Source organism: Brevundimonas sp., assembly GCF_031082345.1.
In the GTDB taxonomy this organism is placed as follows: domain Bacteria; phylum Pseudomonadota; class Alphaproteobacteria; order Caulobacterales; family Caulobacteraceae; genus Brevundimonas.
In genome coordinates, this window is record NZ_JAVHLH010000019.1 from 1 (window position 1) to 19526 (window position 19526).

The 19526-nt window shown below is 69.0% G+C and carries 20 protein-coding genes and 2 pseudogenes; 7 read left to right on the plus strand and 15 right to left on the minus strand.

Annotation, left to right across the window (positions count from 1 at the left end; genetic code table 11):
- The 7 genes and pseudogenes from RDU12_RS02385 to RDU12_RS02415 all read right to left on the minus strand — a co-directional run.
- Window positions 1-317, minus strand: a pseudogene (locus RDU12_RS02385) (hypothetical protein); the annotation flags it as partial.
- Complete coding sequence (locus RDU12_RS02390; RefSeq protein WP_300290161.1) at window positions 314-607, minus strand: I78 family peptidase inhibitor; 294 nt, start codon at window positions 605-607, stop codon at window positions 314-316. The gene RDU12_RS02390 and the pseudogene RDU12_RS02385, both read right to left, overlap by 4 nt.
- Before the next feature lie 19 nt (window positions 608-626).
- Window positions 627-860 (minus strand): hypothetical protein, encoded by a 234-nt coding sequence (locus tag RDU12_RS02395; protein WP_300290162.1) that lies wholly within the window; start codon window positions 858-860, stop codon window positions 627-629.
- 92 nt (window positions 861-952) lie between these two features.
- The gene (locus tag RDU12_RS02400) at window positions 953-1411 is read right to left on the minus strand and encodes a DNA polymerase III subunit chi (protein WP_300290163.1); all 459 of its coding nucleotides are present in this window, start codon (window positions 1409-1411) and stop codon (window positions 953-955) included.
- A gap of 103 nt (window positions 1412-1514) precedes the next feature.
- Complete coding sequence (locus tag RDU12_RS02405) at window positions 1515-2921, minus strand: serine hydrolase (protein ID WP_300290164.1); 1407 nt, start codon at window positions 2919-2921, stop codon at window positions 1515-1517.
- Between the two features lie 105 nt (window positions 2922-3026).
- The gene (locus RDU12_RS02410; protein ID WP_300290165.1) at window positions 3027-3266 is read right to left on the minus strand and encodes a DUF2164 domain-containing protein; all 240 of its coding nucleotides are present in this window, start codon (window positions 3264-3266) and stop codon (window positions 3027-3029) included.
- Window positions 3267-5153 (minus strand): ABC-F family ATP-binding cassette domain-containing protein, encoded by a 1887-nt coding sequence (locus tag RDU12_RS02415; protein ID WP_300290166.1) that lies wholly within the window; start codon window positions 5151-5153, stop codon window positions 3267-3269.
- A 136-nt stretch (window positions 5154-5289) separates the two neighbouring features.
- On the opposite strand from RDU12_RS02415, the gene ndk reads away from it, so the two are divergent.
- Window positions 5290-5709 carry a nucleoside-diphosphate kinase gene (gene ndk, locus RDU12_RS02420; RefSeq protein ID WP_300290167.1) on the plus strand — a complete coding sequence of 140 codons (420 nt, stop codon included), beginning with the start codon at window positions 5290-5292 and terminating at the stop codon, window positions 5707-5709.
- A 58-nt stretch (window positions 5710-5767) separates the two neighbouring features.
- Here ndk and RDU12_RS02425 read toward each other — a convergent pair whose 3' ends face one another.
- From RDU12_RS02425 to RDU12_RS02445, 5 genes are all read right to left on the minus strand, one after another.
- Complete coding sequence (locus RDU12_RS02425) at window positions 5768-7450, minus strand: SulP family inorganic anion transporter (RefSeq protein ID WP_300290168.1); 1683 nt, start codon at window positions 7448-7450, stop codon at window positions 5768-5770.
- The gene (locus RDU12_RS02430) at window positions 7440-7709 is read right to left on the minus strand and encodes a helix-turn-helix domain-containing protein (protein WP_300290169.1); all 270 of its coding nucleotides are present in this window, start codon (window positions 7707-7709) and stop codon (window positions 7440-7442) included. The genes RDU12_RS02425 and RDU12_RS02430 overlap by 11 nt, the downstream gene beginning before the upstream one ends.
- Window positions 7710-7883: 174 nt before the next feature.
- Entirely contained in the window at window positions 7884-9947 is a 2064-nt protein-coding gene (locus RDU12_RS02435) for a M13 family metallopeptidase (RefSeq protein ID WP_300291733.1), read from the minus strand.
- An 84-nt stretch (window positions 9948-10031) separates the two neighbouring features.
- Window positions 10032-10625 (minus strand): phosphoribosylglycinamide formyltransferase, encoded by a 594-nt coding sequence (gene purN / locus RDU12_RS02440; protein WP_300291735.1) that lies wholly within the window; start codon window positions 10623-10625, stop codon window positions 10032-10034.
- A complete protein-coding gene (locus RDU12_RS02445; RefSeq protein ID WP_300291737.1) occupies window positions 10625-12004 on the minus strand; it encodes a M28 family metallopeptidase in 1380 nt (459 codons plus the stop codon). Before RDU12_RS02445 ends, purN begins: the two co-directional genes overlap by 1 nt.
- A gap of 113 nt (window positions 12005-12117) precedes the next feature.
- Here RDU12_RS02445 and RDU12_RS02450 point away from each other — a divergent pair, with 113 nt between their 5' ends.
- Window positions 12118-12585: a hypothetical protein gene (locus tag RDU12_RS02450; RefSeq protein ID WP_308684048.1), complete on the plus strand. Its 468-nt coding sequence runs from the start codon at window positions 12118-12120 to the stop codon at window positions 12583-12585.
- Here RDU12_RS02450 and purM read toward each other — a convergent pair.
- On the minus strand, window positions 12582-13619 hold the full coding sequence (purM, locus tag RDU12_RS02455; protein ID WP_300290522.1) for a phosphoribosylformylglycinamidine cyclo-ligase: 1038 nt from the start codon (window positions 13617-13619) through the stop codon (window positions 12582-12584). The genes RDU12_RS02450 and purM overlap by 4 nt on opposite strands.
- A gap of 80 nt (window positions 13620-13699) precedes the next feature.
- Here purM and rnd point away from each other — a divergent pair, with 80 nt between their 5' ends.
- Window positions 13700-14848 carry a ribonuclease D gene (rnd, locus tag RDU12_RS02460; RefSeq protein WP_300290520.1) on the plus strand — a complete coding sequence of 383 codons (1149 nt, stop codon included), beginning with the start codon at window positions 13700-13702 and terminating at the stop codon, window positions 14846-14848.
- Window positions 14849-14884: 36 nt separating this feature from the next.
- Here the strand turns inward: rnd and RDU12_RS02465 are convergent, their stop codons facing one another.
- Window positions 14885-15346, minus strand: coding sequence for a peptidylprolyl isomerase (locus RDU12_RS02465; RefSeq protein WP_300290519.1), 462 nt, complete (start codon window positions 15344-15346; stop codon window positions 14885-14887).
- A 69-nt stretch (window positions 15347-15415) separates the two neighbouring features.
- On the opposite strand from RDU12_RS02465, the gene RDU12_RS02470 reads away from it, so the two are divergent.
- On the plus strand, window positions 15416-16126 hold the full coding sequence (locus RDU12_RS02470) for an RlmE family RNA methyltransferase (protein WP_300290517.1): 711 nt from the start codon (window positions 15416-15418) through the stop codon (window positions 16124-16126).
- Here the strand turns inward: RDU12_RS02470 and RDU12_RS02475 are convergent.
- On the minus strand, window positions 16123-16668 hold the full coding sequence (locus RDU12_RS02475) for a DUF2061 domain-containing protein (protein WP_300290515.1): 546 nt from the start codon (window positions 16666-16668) through the stop codon (window positions 16123-16125). The genes RDU12_RS02470 and RDU12_RS02475 overlap by 4 nt on opposite strands.
- A 131-nt stretch (window positions 16669-16799) precedes the next feature.
- Here RDU12_RS02475 and guaB point away from each other — a divergent pair, with 131 nt between their 5' ends.
- From guaB to RDU12_RS02490, 3 genes and pseudogenes are all read left to right on the plus strand, one after another.
- Window positions 16800-18260: an IMP dehydrogenase gene (guaB, locus tag RDU12_RS02480; protein ID WP_300290513.1), complete on the plus strand. Its 1461-nt coding sequence runs from the start codon at window positions 16800-16802 to the stop codon at window positions 18258-18260.
- 14 nt (window positions 18261-18274) lie between these two features.
- Window positions 18275-18676: an MAPEG family protein gene (locus RDU12_RS02485; RefSeq protein ID WP_300290512.1), complete on the plus strand. Its 402-nt coding sequence runs from the start codon at window positions 18275-18277 to the stop codon at window positions 18674-18676.
- Between the two features lie 9 nt (window positions 18677-18685).
- Window positions 18686-19526: pseudogene (locus tag RDU12_RS02490) on the plus strand (RsmB/NOP family class I SAM-dependent RNA methyltransferase); the annotation flags it as partial.

Below are 19526 nucleotides of genomic sequence, written 5' to 3' on the forward strand. Positions count from 1 at the left end.
CGCGACGTGCTGCGCGAGCACCTCACCGAGTGGTTTCCCGACGTGGAGGTACCGTGAAGATCGTCGACCTGTCGGTTGCGGTTGAGGACAGCCCGTCGGAGCCGGTCCGGCCGCAGGTCCTTGGTGGTCGGGCAGGTGGTGCAGACGATGCGGATATTGGCGTCGGCCGGGAAGGTGACGGCGCCGACGTGCGAACCGATCAGGGAGCGCATGGAGTCCGCGTTGCAGCGCTGGGGGATGGGCTCGCTCGGCGTCTCCGCCGTCGGCGCGCAGGCCGCCAGCGCCAGGGTTCCGGCCGTGAGGATCAGGGCTCTCATCCGCATTTGACCTCGCGGATCACGCCGCTGTCCTGATCGTACAGGATGTTCAGCCGGCCGGGGTTGTAGTCCATGGTCACCGGGCAGGTGGTGCAGGTCACGCGCCAGACCTCGCCGGCGGGGCGGGGCGGCAGTTCCGACCGGTTGCGGCCGATGTAGCGCTGATACTGGTCGGCCCGGCATTGCGAGGGCCCGTCTCCGGGCGGCATGGGCGCGGGCCCGGTCTCGACGGGGGCGCAGGCCGCGGCGAGCAGGCCGGCGGCGGCGAGGCCGAAAATCGGGATCTTCATGGGGCGTCTCTCCCTGGCGTCAGCCGCAGCGAACCTGTTCGACGATGTCCGTCTGGGCGTTGAAGAAGATGTTCAGGCGGTGGGGCGAAAAGTCCTCGGTCACCGGACAGGTGGTGCAGGTGACCCGGCGATTGACCACGTCGACCGGAACGGGGATCTCGGTCTTCGGTTTCCCGACCAGCCACTGCATCTCGCCGGCGCGGCACAGGTCCGTCGTCGGGCTGACCAGGCGAACCCCGACCGGCTGGCGCATCTGGGCCTCCTCGACGGCGCGCGGCGCGGACGCGTCCGAAGCGGGGGTCGAACAGGCGGCGAGCGCGGTCAGAGCCAGCAGGGACGGGCCGATCAGGCCGCCTTTTCCCAGCGCCCCTCGGGCGACTGCTTCCAGTAGGCGAGGTTGGCACCGCCGTCCTTCAACGTCTTCCAGCGCACCCGGGCCGCGGCCAGCGCCGCCTCGTCCCTGCCGTCGAAGATGATGAAGCATCGATCGAACCCTTTCGTATCGCCAAGCTGTGCGTCGTCCACGATGAACAGCGCCTGAGCGCCGTTCGGGTTCTCTTCGTTCTGCGTCAGCAGGATGGGCTGGCGCGCCGCCTCGGGCTCCGACGCCCGGCCGTGCGCCAGGAAGCTGTCGTCCCGGTAGGTCCAGAGCCGTTCGTCGATGTCGTCGAGACGCCGTTCGTCGGCGGCGCGGACCAGCGCCCGCCAGCCCCGCTCGCGCGTCTTCTCCAGCAGGCCGGGCAGCACCTGGTCGAGCGTCGAGCGCTCGAGGTGGTAGAACCAGATTTCGGGGCCGGTGGTCATGTGGCTCGCACCTTACCCGGGCGACGGGCCGTTCGCCTACAGCCGAGTCTCTGACGGAGAAACGGGCGCGGCTGTGTTGTCCGGCGTCACGGTTGGCGCGGCGTCATTTCTTCAGCGCGGGCATGTCCCGGCCGCCCTGGTGCAGGATCAGGCCGTCGACGGCGCCCGAGGCGTCGCGAGTGAAGGTGACCTGGGCGTCGACCACGCGCAGGAAGAACGCGTCGGCGGCTTCCGCATGCAATTCGAAGGCGCTCTGACCGGTGGCCTGGGCCATCAGCTTGCCGTCCACGACCGATACGGTGATGGCGAAGGTCGGCGACAGCTCATAGACGCCCTCGTAGGCCCGCAGCACCTCGGGCGCGACCGTGAACGCCTGACGCTCGCCGGGTAGGGTGACGGTCTGGCCGCGGGCGAGCGCCATAAGAGAGCCGCCGACCTGGTCCGCGCCGGGGCCGTTGAGATTTCCCAGCACGACGACCGTGGTCCGCCGCGCCGGATCGAAGGCCATATAGGTGTTGAAGCCCTCGATGCCGCCCGAGTGGGCGACGGTCGTGTCTCCGTCCTTCTCCTTGACCACCAGGCCGAAGGCGTACTGGTTGCGAACGGGCGTGGTCAGGAGGGTGAGCGACTCCGGGCGCAACAGACGGCCGCCGAACAGGCCCTGTTCCCATTTCAGCAGGTCGTGGGTGGTCGAATACAGGGCACCCGCGCCCTGCGGGATGCTCATGTCGACGTAATCGGCGTTGACGAAGCCCCGGGCGGTCGGGGCGTAGCCCGAGGCCCGATGCGGCAGGATGGCGGCGTGGCTGTCGTAGCCGCTGTCGCTCATGCCGAGGGGCTGGAAGAGAGCTTCGGCGACGAAGTCGGCGTAGGACTTGCCGCTGGCCTTCTCGACGACGGCGGTCAGCAGGACATAGCCGGAGTTGGAATAGGTCCAGCCCTCGCCCGGCTGGAAGTCCAGCGGATGGTCGCGAAAGCGCGCGATCAGGCTGTCGATCGTGGCCGGCTGGGTCTTCGACGTCTCATAGTCGTCGAAATCGGTGAAGCTGGGCACGCCGGAGGTGTGGGTCAGCAGGTAGCGGATCGTCACCCCGTCCCAGGCCGCCGGCGCATCCGGCAGATACGTCTTCACCGGCGCGTCCAGATCGACCAGTCCCCGCTCGTTGAGGATCATGATGGCGACGGCGGTGAACTGCTTGGACACGGACGCCAGGCGGAATTTGGTGTCGCCGTCATTGGGAATGCTCCATTCCCGGTTGGCGAAGCCGTAGCCCCGGTCGAGCAGGACCTCGCCATCGCGCGCGACCAGAACCGATCCCGAGAACTCCTCCGCCTCGACCGAGGCCCGCACGACCTCGTCCATGCGCTCCGGGTCCTGGGCGAGGGCGGGGGCGGCGGAAAGCGCCAGGGCGGTCAGGCTGACAAGGGCGAGACGCACCCCGCCGTGGCGGGTCCGAAACAGGTGGCGGGCGCCTTGGCCCACGGTCTCGAAGACGATGGTATTCGACATTTTGGCGCCCTGTGGAGCGTGACGGTCACGCTGTCAGAGAGATGAGGCTGTGTCCGCCGCCCGTGGATGCACCCGGCTGCATGAGGTTTCTGTAACGAAGCCGGCCTAGCCGCGCTCCAGGCCGTAGATGGCCTCGGCGATGTCCTCGACCTTGGCGGTCATCACGGCCTGGGCATCATAGAGGCCGCGGTTGTAGAAGAACGGTCCGATCTCGCGGCTCAGGAAGTCCAGCAACATCTCCGCGGGCAGGGCGGCGAGGTCCGTCTCCAGCTCGTCACGGAAGTAGACCCGCAGTTTGGCCGTGATGGCGTCGGTCTCCTCGCGGCTGAATGTGATGGGCTTCATTCAGCTCACCTCCGCCAGCGCTTCTTCGGCCTGCATCCAGGCGGCCTCGGCGGCGTCGAGATCGGCCTGGGTCTTCGCCCTTGCCCGCGTCAGGCCTTCCAGCGCCTTCGGATTGCTGACGGCGGCGTTGGAGAGGTCGTCGTCGATGCGGGCGACCTCGGCGGTCAGGGCCGCCATCCGCTCCTCGGCCTTCTTGACCGCATGACGCAGGGTCGAGGGTGAAGGGCCGGATCTCTTCTCGTTCTTTTTCGCGGGCGCGGCGGCGGGCGCGGCCTTCGCTTCCGTTTCGGCCTTGATCTGCGAGGGCTTCACCGCCGCCTGTTTGGCGCGATCGAGGACAAATCTGGCGTAGTCGTCCATGTCGCCGTCCCAGGGCTTCACCGTGCCGTCGGCGGCCAGCCACAGGCGGTCGGCGACCATCTCCATCAGCGAGCGGTCGTGGGTGATCAGGATGACGGCGCCGGAGTAGTCGTTCAGGGCGTCGAGCAGGGCGCGGCGGCTGTCGATGTCGAGGTGGTTGGTCGGTTCGTCGAGGATCAGGATGTGCGGCGCGTCCATCGCCACCTGGTTGAGCAGCAGGCGGGCGCGCTCGCCGCCGGACAGGCTGGCGACCGTGGTCTCCTGCTTCTCATAGCCCAGACCCCATTGCGCCAGCTTGGAGCGGCGCGCGCTCTCGGCGGCGTCGGGCATGGCGCGGCGGATGATCTCCAGCGGCGTGTCGGTCGGGTCCATGGCCTCGATCTGGTGCTGGTGGAACCAGCCCACCCGCATCTTGCGGTCGCGGTGCAGTTCGCCGCTTTCGACGTTCAGGGCCCCGGCGATCATCTTGGCGAAGGTCGACTTGCCGGCGCCGTTGACGCCCAGCAGGCCGATGCGGTCGTCCAGGTCCATGCGCAGGTTGAGATTGCGCAGGATCGGCTTGCCCGGCTCATAGCCGACATTGGCCTGTTCCAGCCGGATCAGGGGCGGGGCCAGGGGGCGCGGCGGCGACGGCAGGATGAAGGGGGCGACGCGCTCCTCGATGGTCGTCGCCACCGGCTGCATCTTGGCCAGCCGCTTCATGCGCGACTGGGCCTGGGCGGCCTTGGAGGCCTTGGCCTTGAAGCGGTCGACGAAGGCCTGCAGGTGGGCGCGCTCGGCGTCCTGCTTGGCCTTGGCCGACATCAGCAGCCGGGCCTTTTCGGCGCGGGCCTTTTCGAACTGGTCGTAGTTGCCGGTGTAGAGCTCCAGCGTCCGGTTCGCGAGGTGCAGGATGTGGGTGCAGACCTCGTTCAGCATCTCGCGGTCGTGCGAGATGATCAGGGCCGTGTGCGGGTATTTCTTCAGCCGCGCCTCCAGCCACAGGGCGCCTTCGAGGTCCAAGTAGTTCGTCGGTTCGTCGAGCAGCAGCATGTCCGGCTCGGCGAACAGGGCGGCGGCGAGGGCCACGCGCATGCGCCAGCCGCCCGAGAACTCGGACATCGGCCGCTGCTGGTTCTCCTGGTCGAAGCCGAGGCCGACGAGGATTTCGGCGGCGCGGGCCGGGGCGGCGTCGGCGTCGATCTCGATCAGCCGGGTCCAGATCTCGCCCATCTCCTCGGGCTCGGCCGTCTCCAGCCGGGTCAGAAGGTCGTGGCGTTCGACGTCGGCTTCGAGAATGGTCTCCAGCACGCTGACCGGCGTGGCCGGGTGCTCCTGATCGACGGAGGCGATGCGGGCCGTCTTCGGCAGGCTGATCTCGTCGCCGCCGGCGGCCAGTTCGCCGAGGATCAGCTTGAACAGCGTCGACTTGCCGATGCCGTTGCGGCCGACCAGCCCGACCTTGGCGCCCGGCGGCAGGCTGACGGACGCGTCTTCGAGGAATTTGCGGCCCCAGGCGTTGAAGGTCAGGTCGGTGATCTGGAGCATGGCGAAGACGTAGGTCCGATAGGCGAGGGGCGCTCCCGGCGGTCGCCGAGCGATAGGGCAAACGGGGATGTTGGAAAGGGCGGAGGGCGCGTCTATAAGCCCGCCACCCTCAATCTCCCAACAAGAAGTCACTCCCATGACCGAACGCACCTTCTCGATCATCAAGCCCGACGCCACGCGCCGCAACCTGACCGGCGCCATCAACGCCGTGATCGAGGGCGCCGGCCTGCGCATCGTCGCCCAGCGCCGCGTCAAGCTGACCGAGGCCCAGGCCAAGAAATTCTACGAAGTCCACGCCGAACGCCCGTTCTACGGCGAACTGGTCGGCCAGATGACGGCCGAGCCGGTCGTGGTGCAGGTGCTGGAAGGCCCGAACGCTGTCGCCGCCTATCGCGAAGTCATGGGCGCCACCAATCCGAAGGACGCCGCCGACGGCACCATCCGCAAGCAGTTCGCCCTGTCGATCGGCGAGAACTCGGTGCACGGCTCGGACTCGCTCGAGAACGCGAAGATCGAGATCGCCCAGTTCTTCACGGACGACCAGATCGTCGGCTGATCCGACGGTCCCGCAGTCGATACGGACGGCCGGCTCCCTCGCGGGGCCAGCCGTTTCGCTATGCAGGGGCCGGGTGAGCCGCCTCGACCCGCTTGCGCGCGGTGGCGAAGGTCTTGACGAAACGCACCCTCTTGAGCCGGTCGCGCGGCGTCGCCTGCATCAGCGATTTCAGCACGGCGTGGCTGGCCCCGACGACGATGACCTCGGCGTCATCGCCTTGCATCCTGGCCAACAGGTCGGCGAAGGCGAGCGCCCCGGTGGGGTCCAGCATCGGGACGTCTTCCAGCCGCAGGATCCAGGTGCGCCGCCGGGTCCCGATCCGGTCCATCGCATCCTTGATCAGGCCGGCGCTGCCGAAGAACAGCGGCCCCCGGAAGGTCAGCACGCCGACGTCCTCGGGCAGGCCCTGGTTGGGGGCGTAGCGGCCTTCGCCGATGTCCGGACGGTCGCCCTCGATCAGGGGCGCGCGGCCTTCGAGGGTGGCCAGGGCCGACATCCGGTGCATGAAGATGAAGGTCGCCAGGGTCATGCCGACGCCGATGGCCACGGTCAGGTCGACCAGCACGGTCAGGCCGAAGGTGGCGAGCAGCACCGCCCGGTCGCCGCTTGAGGTGCGCAGGATAAGGCGGAAGCGATGGCTCTCGGCCATGTTCATCGCCACGACCACCAGAATGGCCGCCAGCGCCGCCATCGGCACGAACACCATGACCGGCGCCAGCACCAGCATGAAGACCAGCAGGAAGGCCGCGTGCAGCATCCCGGCCACGGGCGTGCGCGCGCCGGCGCGGATGTTAGTGGCCGTCCGGGCGATGGCGCCGGTGGCGGGCAGGCCGCCGACCGCCGCCGAGGCGATATTGGCCACGCCCTGCGCCGTGAGCTCCATGTTCGAACGGTGCCGGCGTCCGGTCATCTGGTCGGCGACCACGGCCGAGAGCAGGGATTCGACCCCGGCCAGAAGGGCGATGGCGAGGGCGCTGGGCAGGACGTCGACCGCCTTGCCCCAGGTCCAGAAGGACAGGTCGGGCAGGGGGATGCGCGCGTTCATCTCCCCGAAGCGCGAGCCGATGGTCTCGACCGGGAGGCCGATGGCGGCGACCGCCACGGCCGCGGCGACGGTGGCGATCAGGAAGCCCGGAGCCTTGGGCGCATGGCGTCGCATCACCAGAATGGCGGCCACGCAGACCGCCGACAGCGCGACCGCCGGCGGCGTCAGCGTGTCTCGCGCGGCCCAGAGCGCCTGCATCTTGGGTATGAACTCGGCCGGGACCTCCGCGGCCGTCAGTCCCAGAAGGTCGGGGAGCTGGCTGGCCAGGATGACCACGGCGATGCCGCTGGTGAAGCCGGTGGTGACCGGGTCCGGGATGTATTTGATCAGGCTCCCGACCCGGGCGAGACCGGCCACGACGAGGATGGAGCCGGCCATCAGGGTGGCCATCAGCAGGCCGTCGTAGCCGTGCTTGCTGATCACGCCGTAGACGATGACCACGAAGGCGCCCGTCGGCCCGCCGATCTGGAAGCGGCTGCCGCCCAAGGCGGAGATCAGGAAACCCGCCACCACGGCGGTGACCAGGCCCGCCTCGGGCGTCGCCCCGGAGGCGATGGCCAGGGCCATGGCGAGGGGCAGGGCGACGACGGCGACCGTCAGGCCGGCGATCCCGTCGGCGCGGAAATCGACGAAGCCGTAGCCCTGCCTCAGGACCGTGACGGTTTTTGGCAGGAACAGTTTCCAGTCAGCGCCCATCGCCCGCCGCCTTCCGCTCGACCAGCCGCACCCCGCGCCCCGTCCCCTGGCTCGGCGCGCCCTCGGCGATCATCTCGACCCCGGCGTCCGCCAGCGCCGTCACCACCTTCTCCAGACTGTCGACCACCGCCCGCACCGAACCGGGGCAGGCCTCCATCCGCTGCACCGTCTGCGGCGACAGCCCGGCCAGCCGGGCCAGCTCGCGCTGGTCGATGCCGAGAAGCGCCCGGGCGGCGCGAAGCTGGGGGCCGGTGATCATGAGGGAAGTCTCTCTTGTGATAAATGATATATCACCAAGAGTGTCTGACAACGCAAGTATGACGGATGCGCCCACATCCGAACCTCGGCGAGGATCTCCCGACCTGCGCCATGGAAAACGGCCCCGGCGGTTCGCCCGCCGGGGCCGTCCTCAGTCCATAACGAACGCGCCGGCCTACCAGATGCGGGCGCGGGCGTCCGGCGCCAGGTACTGTTCGTCGCCCGGCTGCACGCCGAACGCCTCGTACCAGGCGTCGATGTTACGCACCGTCGCGCCCGCCCGGTACTGGGCCGGGGCGTGCGGATCGACCGTCACCTGCTGGCGCAGGGCTTCGTCGCGGATGTTCGAACGCCACACCTGGGCCCAGCCCAAGAACACCCGCTGGTCGCCGGTCAGACCGTTGATCACCGGGGCCGGCTGGCCGTTCAGCGACATGCGGTAGGCGTCCAGCGCCAGCAGCAGCCCGCCGAGGTCGGCGATGTTCTCGCCCATGGTCAGGTCGCCGTTGACCGAGGCCCCTTCCAGCGGCGTCAGGGCGGAGTACTGGGCTCCCAGCACCTTGGCGCGTTCCTCGAACTTGGCGGCGTCCTCGGCCGTCCACCAGTCGCGCAGGGCGCCGTCGCCATCGGTCTTGCGGCCCTGGTCGTCGAAGCCGTGGGTGATCTCGTGACCGATGACGGCGCCGATGCCGCCATAGTTGACCGCCGGATCGGCGTTCGGATCGAAGAACGGCGCCTGCAGGATGGCGGCGGGGAAGACGATCTCGTTCCGCACCGGATTGTAATAGGCATTCACCGTCTGCGGGGTCATGCCCCACTCCAGCGGATTGACCGGCTGGGTCAGCTTGGCGACGTTGAAGGCCCATTCGAAGGCGGCCGACCGCTCGACATTGCCGTAGAGATCGCCGGGCTCGAGACGCAGGCCGTCGTACTCACGCCATTCGTCCGGATAGCCGATCTTCACCCCGAAGCGGCTCATCTTGTAGAGCGCCTGTTCCTTGGTCTCGGGGCTCATCCAGTCGAGGCCGCGGATGCGGGCGGTCATGGCGGCGCGCAGATTGGCCACCAGTTCCTCCATCTGGGCCTTGGACTCGGCGGGGAAGTGACGCGCGACGAACTCGCGGCCCAGGACTTCGCCCAGCGACCCGTCGACCGTCGCCACGCCCCGCTTCCAGCGCGGCTGGTTCTCGGGCTGCCCGCCCAGGGTCTTGCCGTAGAAGTTGAAGCGGTTGTCGACGAAGGCCGACGACAGATAGGGCGACGCCTGGCTGATCACATGGAAGGCCTGCCACGACTGCAGGGTCTCGACCGGCGTCTCGGCGAACACCCGCGCCATGCCGGGGAAGGCGGTGTTGTTGGCGGCGATCAGCACCGGAGCCGCGTCGAGGCTGGCGCCCTCGGCCCAGGCGGCCCAGTCGAAACCGGGCGCCGTGGTCGTCAGCTCGGCGATCGTGGTCGGATTGTAGATCTTGTCGATCTGGCGGTTCTGGACCGCGGTCCAGTGCTGTTCGGCGATGCGGGTCTCGAAGGCGACGATATCCGCGGCCGCCTTCTCATGATCGGGCCAGCCGGCCAGTTCGAGCGCCTTGGCGACATAGGCCTGGTAGGCCGCCTTCTGCTCGGTGAAGCTCTCTTCGAGATAGTAGTCGCGGTCCGGCATGCCGAGGCCGCCCTGGACGATGTAGGCGCTGGTCTTGCGGGCGTCCTGCAGGTCCTCGAAGATCTGCGCGCCGAAGATGGACGAGCCGAAGCCGGCCTGGGTGCGGCCCATCAGGGCGGCGATCTCTTCGCGGGTGTCGGCCGCGCGGACCTCGGCCAGGTCGGCGTCCAGCGGACTCGCGCCGAGCCGCTCGACCGTCGCCTCGTCCATGAAGCTGCCGTAGAAGGCGCCGATGCGGCCGGCGTCCTCGCTGGAGCCCGGGTTGGCGACGCTTTCCTCGATCAGGGTCTTCAGGTTCTCCTGCGAGCGGTCGTGCAGCATGTGGAAGGCGCCGTACGAGGTGCGGTCCGCCGGGATCGGCGTGTTCTTCAGATAGACGCCGTTGGCGTACAGGTTGAAGTCCGCGCCGGGGCGGACGGACGTGTCCATGCCAGCCATGTCGAAACCGAACTCGCCGATCGCCGGCTGGGTCGTCGATGGAATCTCGACGATGGGCGGAGCGTTCTGGGCCAGGGCGGCCGGAGCCGCGAGCAGGAGGACGGCGCTGGCCGCGCAGGCCATAAGGCGAAGTTTGAGCATGAAAGCCCCCGATTGGAATCCGGCCGGCAACCTGACTCAACCCCGCGAGGCTGTCGCGGCGAAAGTCGCCAGATTACAAACTTCTCATCTCCGCCGGCAGAAGTCCGCCAGGGCGCGGGGATACAGGTTGTGCTCAGCGGTCAGCACCCGTTGCGCGAGGCTGGCGGGGATGTCGTCCGCCAGCACCGGAACCGTCGCCTGGGCCAGGATCGGCCCCTCGTCGACGCCCTCGGTGACCAGGTGCACGGTGCAGCCGGCCTCGACATCGCCCGCCGCCAGCGCCCGCGCGTGGGTGTCCAGTCCCGGGTATTTCGGCAGCAGGCTGGGGTGGATGTTCAGCATCCGGCCCTCCCATCGCCGGACCAGCCACGGGGTCAGCAGCCGCATGTAGCCGGCCAGGGCGACGACCTCGACCTCCTGAGCCCGCAGCAGGGCGTCGACGGACTTTTCGTGCGCCTCGCGATCCTTGCCGAACGGACGGTGGTCGACGACGGCGACCGCCACCCCCTTGTCGCGCGCGACCGCCAGTCCGCCGGCGTCAGGCTTGTTCGACACGACCAGAACGACCTCGAACGGACAGTCGTCGGCCCGGGCGGCGTCGATCAGGGCGGCCATGTTGGAGCCGGCGCCGGATATCAGGACGGCGGCGCGGACGCGGCCGGAACGCGGCTCTGGCATCAGCGCGCGGGCGGAGCGGGGTCGCCGACCGAGACGAACGACCCGGAGGGGCCCGGGAAGACCACCGGGCTCTCGTAGCCGTCATCCGACACCGCCGAGACGCCGAAGAAGTAGTCGTCGATGACCACGCCCGGCAGCACCAGTTCGGTGGCCGATCCGGCCCAGCGGCTGCGGGTCCATTGCGGCGCCGTCGTGGGGCGCCACCAGACGCGATAGCCGGCCGCGCCGGGAACGGCCCGCCACTTCACCGTCGTGTCCGGCTTGACCGCGCCCTCGATGGTCACGTCCAGGGGCGTGGCGGGGGCGTTAGCCAGTGCGGCCATGGCGACGACGTTCAGCCGCGCCACCTGCCCCAGATAGTCGAAGTCCACGCCGTCGATGGTGTCGCCGTAGTGCACGCCGTCTTTGACCCTCAGGTCCTGGTGCTGGCGGTCGTAGTTTTCAGCGCCTTCTGAAATGCGGACGGCGGGGAAGCCGTGGCGCAGCATCTCGACCTGGTCGCCGCCGCGGCCGTAGCGGTCGGTGCGATAGATCATCTCGACGTCGAAATTGGTCAGGTAGCGATCAGCGATCGCGTCGACGAAACGCGCCAGATTGCGCGATGAGGAATCGACCTCGCCGCCGTTGTAGCGCCGGCGCGCCTCCTGGGCCTCGGTCTCCACCGTCTTGGTGCCTTCCGAGAAGACGCGCACCCGGGTGGTGTCGCGCACGCCCGACTGGCCCTCGGAGTTGCCGACGATGTCGTTGTTCAGATTGGCCTCGACCCGCCAGCCCTGGGCCTGGGCGTAGTCGGCCAGGATCTTGCCGCCCAGAAGTCCCTGTTCCTCGCCCGACAGGGCGGCATAGACCAGGGTGGCGTCGAACCGGTGCTTCGACAGCACCCGCGCCGCCTCCAGGGCGGCCGCCACGCCCGAGGCGTCGTCATTGGCTCCCGGCGCGTCGTCGGTGAAATTCATCACGTCGGTGACCCGGGAATCGATATGGCCCGAGATGATGATGACCCGGTTGGGGTCGCCCGTGCCGCGCTGGATGGCGACGACGTTCACGACCTCGGTCGGCGTCGGCACGCGCGGGCCGGTGATGGTGTCCGAGGGGGTGACGATGGTCAGGCAGCCGCCGCAGTCGCGGCTGATGGCCTCGAATTCGCGTTGGGCCCAGCGCCGGGCGGCGCCGATGCCGCGAGTGTCCGACTGCGTTTCGGACATGGTGTGGCGGGTCCCGAAACTCACCATCGCCTCGATGTCCGCGCGCATCCGCTCGGGCCGGACCTCGCCCGCCACCTGGTGAAGCAGGGCGTGCTCGGGCGAAACGGGGGTCTGGGCCGCGGCGGAGCCCGAAACCAGCATCAGCCCGGTCAGGGCGATCGACAGCGCGCGCATCGGCGACCTCTCAGCGTAGGGAGGCCGGACCTTGCCGGGGCGCAGGACGGCGGTCAATGCGGGCCGCTTGCGCTCGCGCCCTTCCTCCGGGACAGTGTTCGTCGGAGAACCAGATGCACGCATTGATCCTTGCCGCGGCCCTTGCGGCCTTGGCCCAGAGCCCCGGTCAGGCCACCCGGGATATCGTCGTCGGGGTCTGCCTTCCGTTCGTCGCCACGGGCGAGGCGTCGGCGGACAATATCGCCCTCGCGGGCCTCGAGCCGCGACCCGGCGGCGACGGCGCCGGGGATCTGCAAACCGCCGACGGGCGTCATCTGGTCAAGCTCACCCTCGGCGGCAATGTCGAGGAGGGCACCCTGCGTCGGGCCTGCGAGGTTCAGGCGCGCGCCGGCGGCTTCGCCCAGGCGCGCGAGGCCGTGGCGGGGCCGCTGGAAAGCGCCGGTTTCACAGCCGTGCCGGATGAGCCGGAGGACTGGCCCGTCTGGACCCGCGGCGGCGTCACGGCCACCGTTCACCAGAATCCGGGCCGCGCCGCGGTCGTCCGCGTCAGCTATTGGGTGCTCGACGACGAGGCGAGCTAGTCGGCCGCCAGCTGGCCGCAGACGAAGGCGACCTCGCCGGCGGTGAGCAGGGCCGCCAGCACCGGCTCGGCGTTCTCCGGCGCGACCACCAGGATGAAGCCGACGCCGCAGTTGAAGGTCCGGCGCATCTCGTGATCGGAAATGCCGCCCGTCTCGCCCAGCCACTGGAACACGTGGGGCAGGGGGATGGCGTCCCAGTCGAACGCCGCGTGCAGGCCCTCGGCGATGCACCGCGGCGGGTTCTCGATCAGGCCGCCGCCGGTGATGTGGGCCGCGCCCTTGATCAGGCCGGCCTTCATCAGCGGCAGCACCGGCTTCACATAGATGCGGGTCGGCTCCATCAGGGCCTGGGCCAGGGTGCGGTCCTTGGCGAAGGGCGCGTCGTCGCCCCACGACAGGCCGGACTTCTCGACCACCTTGCGGATCAGGGAATAGCCGTTGGAGTGCGGGCCGGACGAGGCCAGGCCGATGATCACGTCGCCCTCGGCCTGACGGTCCAGATACGGCAGGGCGTGGCCGCGCTCGACGGCGCCCAGCGAGAATCCCGCGAGGTCGTAGTCGCCGCCCGCGTACATGCCCGGCATTTCGGCCGTCTCGCCGCCGACGAGGGCGCAGCCGGCATGGCGGCAGCCTTCGGCGATGCCGGCCACGACCCGCTTCGCCGCGTCGATCTCCAGCTTGCCGGTGGCGTAATAATCCAGGAACAGCAGCGGCTCGGCGCCCTGGGCCAGCAGGTCGTTGACGCACATGGCCACCAGATCGACGCCGACCCCGTCATGCCGCCCGGTCTCGATGGCGATCTTCAGCTTGGTGCCGACGCCGTCGGTGGTGGCGACGATCAGCGGGTCCTCGAAACCGGCGGCCTTGAGGTCGAACAGGGCCCCGAATCCCCCCAGCGAGGCCTCGGCGCCGGGTCGCCGGGTCGATTTGGCCAGCGGCTTGATGGCGTCGACCAGCATTTCGCCGGCGTCGATATCCACCCCCGCATCGGCGTAGGTCAGGCCGTTTCGCCGGCTTTCGGGGGTGTCGCTCATCGGTCACGGGCCTGAATCAGTGGGCGGATTTGTGCGGCGGCTCTTGCCACAACCGCATTGCGCGGGGCTATAGCATCCGAATGACGCCCATCACCACCACCGAGGCGCTGCGCGACTTCTGCGCAAAGCTCTCCAACCAGCCCTTCATCACGGTCGACACCGAGTTCATGCGGGAGACGACCTATTGGCCGCGCCTGTGCCTGATCCAGGCGGCGTCGGCCACAGACGCGGCTATCATCGATCCGATGGCCGACGGGATCGACCTGTCGCCCTTCCTCGACCTGTTGCGCGACGAATCGATCCTCAAGGTCTTCCACGCGGCGCGCCAGGATGTGGAGATCTTCGTCAAACTGGGGGCCATGCCCCGGCCGATGTTCGACACCCAGGTCGCCGCCATGGCCGCCGGCTTCGGCGACCAGGTCTCCTATGAGGCGCTGGTCCGCCAGATGCTGCGCCAGGAGGTCGACAAGGGCAGCCGCTTCACCGACTGGGCCCGCAGGCCCTTGTCCGACGCCCAGCTGGTCTACGCCCTCGGCGACGTCACCCATCTGGCGGCCCTGTTTCCCAAGCTGCGCGACCGGCTGCAGAAGGACGGCCGTCTCGACTGGGTCACCGCCGAGATGGAGGATCTGACCGATCCGGCCCTTTACGACACGGACCCCGAAAAAGCCTGGAAGCGGCTGAAACCCAAGAAATATTCGGCTAAATACCTCGCCGCCTTCGTGGCCACGGCGGTGTGGCGCGAGCGCGCGGCGCAGGATCGTGACCAGCCGCGCGGCCGCATCCTCAAGGACGAGGCCATCGACGAGATCGCGGCCCAGGGGCCGACCGATCCGGACGCCTTCAACCGCCTGCGCTCGGTGCCCAAGGGCTTCGGCGCTTCGCGTCTCGGCGTCGAACTCTCGACCGAACTGAAGCGGGTGCTGGCCGATCCCGAGGCCCACGCCCCCAAGCTGGAGCGCCCTTCCCACAACCAGCCGGCCCCGCCGTCGGTGGTTGAACTGCTGAAGGTCCTGCTCAAGGCCAAGAGCGACAACGCCGGCGTGGCCACCAAGCTGCTGGCCAATGTCGCCGACCTCGAGAAGATCGCGCTGGACGACGAGGCCGACGTCGACGCCCTGAAGGGCTGGCGCCGCCAGCTGTTCGGCGAGGACGCGCTGAAGCTGAAGCGCGGCGAGATCGCCCTGGTGCTGAACGGCGCCCGGGTCGAGGTGGTCGAGATCGAATAAGAAAAGGGCCGCTCGAAAGAGCGGCCCTTTTGGTATCTAGCCGACCGTCGCCTTGACGATCTTGCCCGGGTTGCGGGGCGGTTCGCCCTTGGGCAGGGCGTCGACGTTGTCCATGCCTTCGATGACCTCGCCCCAGACGGTGTACTGGCCGTCGAGGAAGGAGGCGTCGTCCAGGCAGATGAAGAACTGGCTGTTGGCGCTGTTGGGGTCCGAGGTGCGGGCCATCGAGCAGACGCCGCGGGCGTGGCGCTCTTTCGAGAACTCGGCCTTCAGGTTCGGCTTGCTCGAGCCCGAGGTGCCGGTGCCGGTCGGATCGCCGCCCTGGGCCATGAAGCCCGGGATGACGCGGTGGAAGACCACACCGTCGTAGAAGCCCTCGCCGGCGAGCTCGGTGATGCGGGCCACGTGGCCGGGCGCCAGGTCGGGGCGCAGCTTGATGACGACGTCGCGGGCTTCGCCGTCGCCGGTGTCGAGAGTGAAGGTCAGGGTATCGGCCATCGGGGGCTGCTCCTTGTGAATTGTCGCGGGTGCATAGCCCGCAAACCCGCCGGGGGCTATGTGGATGCGATGAGCGACGAAGAAAAGCCTGTCGAGCGCCGACGCATGGTCCGCCCGCCCTCGGGCGGAACCGCCGCCGGCCGCGGCATGGGCGCCAAGATGAAGACGGCGGACACCAAGTCGATGTCCAGCCAGCAATGGATCAAGCGTCAGCTGTCCGACAAATGGTCCGAGCGCGCCCGCGCCGAGGGCTGGCGCAGCCGTGCGGCCTTCAAACTGCTGGAGATCGACGAGCGATTCCACCTGATCAAACAGGGCAGCCGGGTCATCGACCTCGGCGCCGCGCCCGGCGGCTGGATCCAGGTGGCGCTGAAGCGCGGCGCGACCTCGGTGGTCGGCGTCGACCTGCTGCCGATCGAACCGATCCCCGGCGCGACCCTGATCCAGGCCGACTTCACCCATCCGGGGGTCGATCAGCAGATGATGGAGCTGCTGGGCGGGCCGCCCGACCTCGTCCTGTCCGACATGGCCCACAACACCGTCGGCCACCGCCAGACCGACCACCTGAAGATCATCGCCCTGATCGAGATCGCCGCCGACTTCGCCATCCGCACCCTCAAGCCGGGCGGGCATTTCGTGTCCAAGAATTTCCAGGGCGGCGACGCCGGCGGCGTGCTGGCCCGGCTGCGATCGGAGTTCGAGACGGTCAAATACGTCAAGCCGGAGTCGAGCCGGAAGGACAGCGCCGAGGTCTTCCTCGTGGCGATGAACAAACGCTAGGCCGAGGCCATCCCCGCCGCCCGCGCCTTGCGGGCCTCGATCCGCGCCCACACGCGGTCATGGACGGTGAAGAACACCGTCTGCACCAGCGGCTCGATGATGCCGATGGCCAGGGCCAGTCGCCAGTTCTGGGTCAGGGCGAAGGCGACCGCGACGGCGACCACGAAATGCATCAGGCCGTAGGTCACGGATTTGACCGCGACCTGTTTCAGCGACCGGGGCAGGGCGTGGCTGTGGCCGTGATGGCCGTGGGCGCGGGTCTGCTCCTCGGGCGCCATGATCTGCAGGCGTGCGGTGAAGGCCTCGGAGGCCTCCTCGAGCCCCGACAGCATCCGCCGATGCTCGATGCGGTGCCAGATACGGTCGTGGATGGAATAGGCGATGGTCTGGAAGAACGGCTCGACCACGCCCACGGCCAGCGCCAGCCGCCAGTCGCGGGTGATGGCGAAGGCCACCAGAATGGCCACCACCAGGTGCATCACGCCATAGCTCGCGATCTTTAGCGCGAGGCGGCGGGCGGTGCTGATCAACAGTCGAACCATGCGTCCTTCAGATGTGGGGCCGGCGCCGCAGCCCGCAAGACAATTGTTCTTATCGTCATCATAGGCGCGAGCGGCCCTTGCGGTTCCCTGCGAACCCCCGCTATACGCGGCCCGCAAAACGGAGACTCCTCATGGAGATACGCGAAGGGCTCACCTTCGACGATGTTTTGCTGGAACCCGGCCCGTCCGAGATCATGCCCGCCGACGCGGATGTCTCGACGAAGCTCACCCGCGACATCCGACTGAACATCCCGCTGACCTCGTCCGCCATGGACACGGTCACCGAAAGCAGGCTGGCCATCGCCATGGCCCAGGCCGGCGGTCTGGGCGTGCTTCACCGCAACATGACGGTCGAACAGCAGGCCGACATGGTGCGGGAGGTGAAGCGCTACGAGAGCGGCATGGTCATCAATCCGGTGACCATCACCCCGCAGACGACCTTGGGTGAAATCCGCGAGATCCGGGCGAAGAAGAAGATCAGCGGCTTTCCGGTCGTCGATCCGAAGACCGGCAAGCTGGTCGGCATCCTGACCAACCGCGACATGCGCTTCGACACCGACCCGAATCGCAGGGCCGCCGAGCTGATGACCTCGGGCGACCTGATCACGGTGCGCGAGGGCGCCGGCCGCGACGAGGCCCTGGCCCTGCTGCGCGACCGCAAGATCGAGCGTGTCATCGTCGTCGACGAGGACTATCGCGCCACTGGCCTGATCACCATGAAGGACATCGAGAAGGCCCAGGCCCACCCCCACGCCGCCAAGGACGATCACGGCCGGCTGCTGGTCGGCGCCGCCTCGACCGTCGGCGACGCCGGCTATGAACGGGCCATGGCCCTGGCCGAGGCCGGCGTGGACGTGGTCGTCATCGACACCGCCCACGGCCACTCGGTCCAGGTCTCGCGCGTGGTCGAGAGCATCAAGCGCGAATCCAACCGCATCCAGATCATCGCCGGCAATGTCGCCACCTATGACGCCGCCCGCGCCCTGATCGACGCGGGCGCCGACGCCGTGAAGGTCGGCATCGGCCCGGGCAGCATCTGCACCACACGCATCGTCGCCGGCGTCGGCGTGCCCCAGCTGACCGCCATCATGGAGGCCGTCCGGGCCGCGAAGGACTCCGGCGCCCCGGTCATCGCCGACGGCGGCATCAAATATTCCGGCGACCTGGCCAAGGCCATCGCCGCCGGCGCCTCCGTGGCCATGATGGGCTCGATGTTCGCCGGCACCGACGAAAGCCCCGGCGAGGTGTTCCTGTACCAGGGCCGGTCCTACAAGTCGTACCGCGGCATGGGCTCGGTCGGGGCCATGGGGGCAGGCTCGGCCGACCGCTATTTCCAGAAGGAAGTCGAGGACACCCAGAAGCTGGTGCCCGAGGGCATCGAGGGCCAGACGCCGTACAAGGGGCCGATCGCCCCGGTGCTGCACCAGATGGTCGGGGGGCTGCGCGCCGCCATGGGCTATGTCGGCGCCGCCACCATCGCCGACTTCCAGGACCGCGCCCGCTTCGTGCGCATCACCGGCGCCGGCCTGCGGGAGAGCCACGTTCACGACGTGATGATCACGCGCGAGGCGCCGAACTACCGGCAGGGCTGACGAGGGGACAGGCCATGGATATGACGCCCGAGTTCATCATGCTGGCCTTCACCCTGATCCTGGCGCTGGTCCAGATCGGGGCCGCCGGCATGGCGCGCACGGCGGAGCTGGGCGCCAAATGGAACGCCGGCCCCCGCGACGCGGACGTTCCGCCCCCCGGCAAGCTCGCCGGACGCCTGATGCGGGCCCAGACCAATCTGTTCGAGACCCTGCCGATCTTCGCCGCCGCCGTGATCATGGCGCATATCGCCGGTAAGGACGGGCAGACCCTGACCTTCGTCGGGACGCATCTCTACTTCTTCGGGCGGCTGATCTACCTGCCGCTCTACGCCTTCGGCGTGCCCTACATCCGTTCGCTGGTCTGGCTCGTCGCCGCCGGCGGGTTGGTGATGGTCCTCGCCGCCCTGTTCGTTTGAAAGCCTGAATTGACCCCAGCCGCCCGCCTCGCCGCCGCCGCCTCCGTCCTCGACAGCATCGCCCAGGGGCGAGCCCCGGCCGAGGTCGTGCTGAAAGCGTGGGGCGCCGCCAACCGCTACGCCGGATCGGGCGACCGCCGCGCCGTGGCTGACCGCGTCTATCGCGTGCTGCGCGCCCGCGGCCGGCTGGTCTGGGCCATGGGCGGGCGCGAGGACGGCCGGGCCTTGGTCATCGGCTCCTTGGCCCTGATCGACGGCCTGTCGCTGGAAGAGATCGAAGCCCTGCACTCCGGCGAGGGCTACGGTCCGCGGCCGCTGTCGAAACAGGAACGCGCCCGCATCACGGCCGGGGAGGGCGATCTGCCCGGCTGGGTCGCCGCCGGCCTGCCCGAGTTCGTGGTCGAGGACTTCAAGACCACCTTCGGCGAGCGCTGGAGCGAGGAGGCCCGCGAGCTGATGGCTCCGCGCGCGCCGATCGACCTGCGCGTCAACACGGCCCGGACCACGGTCGAGGCCGTCGCGGCCGAGCTGACCGCCGCTGGCCTGAAGCCCGAGCCGACGCCGTGGTCGGCCCGCGGCCTGCGCCTGTCGGCCGAGCCGCCGCCCAATGTGCAGGCGCTCGAAGCCTTCAAGGCCGGCCAGATCGAGATCCAGGACGAGGGCAGCCAGATCGTGACCTGGCTGGCTGGCTCCGGGCTGAACTTCACGCCCGACAGCATCGTCGTCGACTATTGCGCCGGCGGCGGCGGCAAGACGCTGGCGCTGGCCGTGCAGGCCCTGCCGGAAGCCGATCCGGCCAGGGCCTCCGCGCCGAAGCCGGCCGGCTGGTCGCCCACGGGGGCGGACGAGG

Bases quoted from the DNA above. Each gene is read 5' to 3' on its own strand.
- RDU12_RS02390 (WP_300290161.1), bottom strand. From the start codon at position 607: ATGAAGATCCCGATTTTCGGCCTCGCCGCCGCCGGCCTGCTCGCCGCG.
- RDU12_RS02395 (WP_300290162.1), bottom strand. From the start codon at position 860: ATGCGCCAGCCGGTCGGGGTTCGCCTGGTCAGCCCGACGACGGACCTG.
- RDU12_RS02400 (WP_300290163.1), bottom strand. From the start codon at position 1,411: ATGACCACCGGCCCCGAAATCTGGTTCTACCACCTCGAGCGCTCGACG.
- RDU12_RS02405 (WP_300290164.1), bottom strand. From the start codon at position 2,921: ATGTCGAATACCATCGTCTTCGAGACCGTGGGCCAAGGCGCCCGCCAC.
- RDU12_RS02410 (WP_300290165.1), bottom strand. From the start codon at position 3,266: ATGAAGCCCATCACATTCAGCCGCGAGGAGACCGACGCCATCACGGCC.
- RDU12_RS02415 (WP_300290166.1), bottom strand. From the start codon at position 5,153: ATGCTCCAGATCACCGACCTGACCTTCAACGCCTGGGGCCGCAAATTC.
- ndk (WP_300290167.1), top strand. From the start codon at position 5,290: ATGACCGAACGCACCTTCTCGATCATCAAGCCCGACGCCACGCGCCGC.
- RDU12_RS02425 (WP_300290168.1), bottom strand. From the start codon at position 7,450: ATGGGCGCTGACTGGAAACTGTTCCTGCCAAAAACCGTCACGGTCCTG.
- RDU12_RS02430 (WP_300290169.1), bottom strand. From the start codon at position 7,709: ATGATCACCGGCCCCCAGCTTCGCGCCGCCCGGGCGCTTCTCGGCATC.
- RDU12_RS02435 (WP_300291733.1), bottom strand. From the start codon at position 9,947: ATGCTCAAACTTCGCCTTATGGCCTGCGCGGCCAGCGCCGTCCTCCTG.
- purN (WP_300291735.1), bottom strand. From the start codon at position 10,625: ATGCCAGAGCCGCGTTCCGGCCGCGTCCGCGCCGCCGTCCTGATATCC.
- RDU12_RS02445 (WP_300291737.1), bottom strand. From the start codon at position 12,004: ATGCGCGCGCTGTCGATCGCCCTGACCGGGCTGATGCTGGTTTCGGGC.
- RDU12_RS02450 (WP_308684048.1), top strand. From the start codon at position 12,118: ATGCACGCATTGATCCTTGCCGCGGCCCTTGCGGCCTTGGCCCAGAGC.
- purM (WP_300290522.1), bottom strand. From the start codon at position 13,619: ATGAGCGACACCCCCGAAAGCCGGCGAAACGGCCTGACCTACGCCGAT.
- rnd (WP_300290520.1), top strand. From the start codon at position 13,700: ATGACGCCCATCACCACCACCGAGGCGCTGCGCGACTTCTGCGCAAAG.
- RDU12_RS02465 (WP_300290519.1), bottom strand. From the start codon at position 15,346: ATGGCCGATACCCTGACCTTCACTCTCGACACCGGCGACGGCGAAGCC.
- RDU12_RS02470 (WP_300290517.1), top strand. From the start codon at position 15,416: ATGAGCGACGAAGAAAAGCCTGTCGAGCGCCGACGCATGGTCCGCCCG.
- RDU12_RS02475 (WP_300290515.1), bottom strand. From the start codon at position 16,668: ATGGTTCGACTGTTGATCAGCACCGCCCGCCGCCTCGCGCTAAAGATC.
- guaB (WP_300290513.1), top strand. From the start codon at position 16,800: ATGGAGATACGCGAAGGGCTCACCTTCGACGATGTTTTGCTGGAACCC.
- RDU12_RS02485 (WP_300290512.1), top strand. From the start codon at position 18,275: ATGGATATGACGCCCGAGTTCATCATGCTGGCCTTCACCCTGATCCTG.